Origin of the sequence: Fischerella thermalis PCC 7521 (assembly GCF_000317225.1) — a bacterium.
In the GTDB taxonomy this organism is placed as follows: Bacteria; Cyanobacteriota; Cyanobacteriia; order Cyanobacteriales; family Nostocaceae; genus Fischerella; species Fischerella thermalis.
Genome location: NZ_AJLL01000125.1, coordinates 1 through 408, shown reverse-complemented (window position 1 = coordinate 408; position 408 = coordinate 1). Strand labels below are relative to the sequence as shown.

Sequence of the window (408 nt, the reverse complement as noted above, 5' to 3'; positions counted from 1 at the left end):
AGCCGCAGGTCCAATATTAATACCAGCAATTTGTTCTGGTGGACTGTAGCCAGAAGAAAACAATTTTGTAGATCGGGCTTCCGAACCAAGATTTGCCCTTTCAAATTGTTTTGCCCCACCAAAATCGATTAATACTAACTGTTCCCCTGCCACCGACGCCGAATGACGCAGCATTAAGTTAGAAGGTTTGATGTCACGATGAATGATATTGCGCTGGTGTAAGTGCTGTAAGATGTCTGTGGCTTGGGTTAACCAATCAAATACCAGTTCTTGGGGACATCCTTGAGGATAATAGGTTTGTAAGATGTTTTCCAGCGTCTGCCCGTTAATTTTTTCCATTACCAAACAAGGCAGATTTAGCTGTCTTTGAGAATCAGACCAATAGCGTTAAAATAACCATCAGGATCT

1 pseudogene is annotated in these 408 nt (G+C 42.2%); it reads right to left on the bottom strand.

Annotation, left to right across the window (positions count from 1 at the left end):
* Positions 1-408, bottom strand: a pseudogene (locus UYK_RS24570) (serine/threonine protein kinase); the annotation flags it as partial.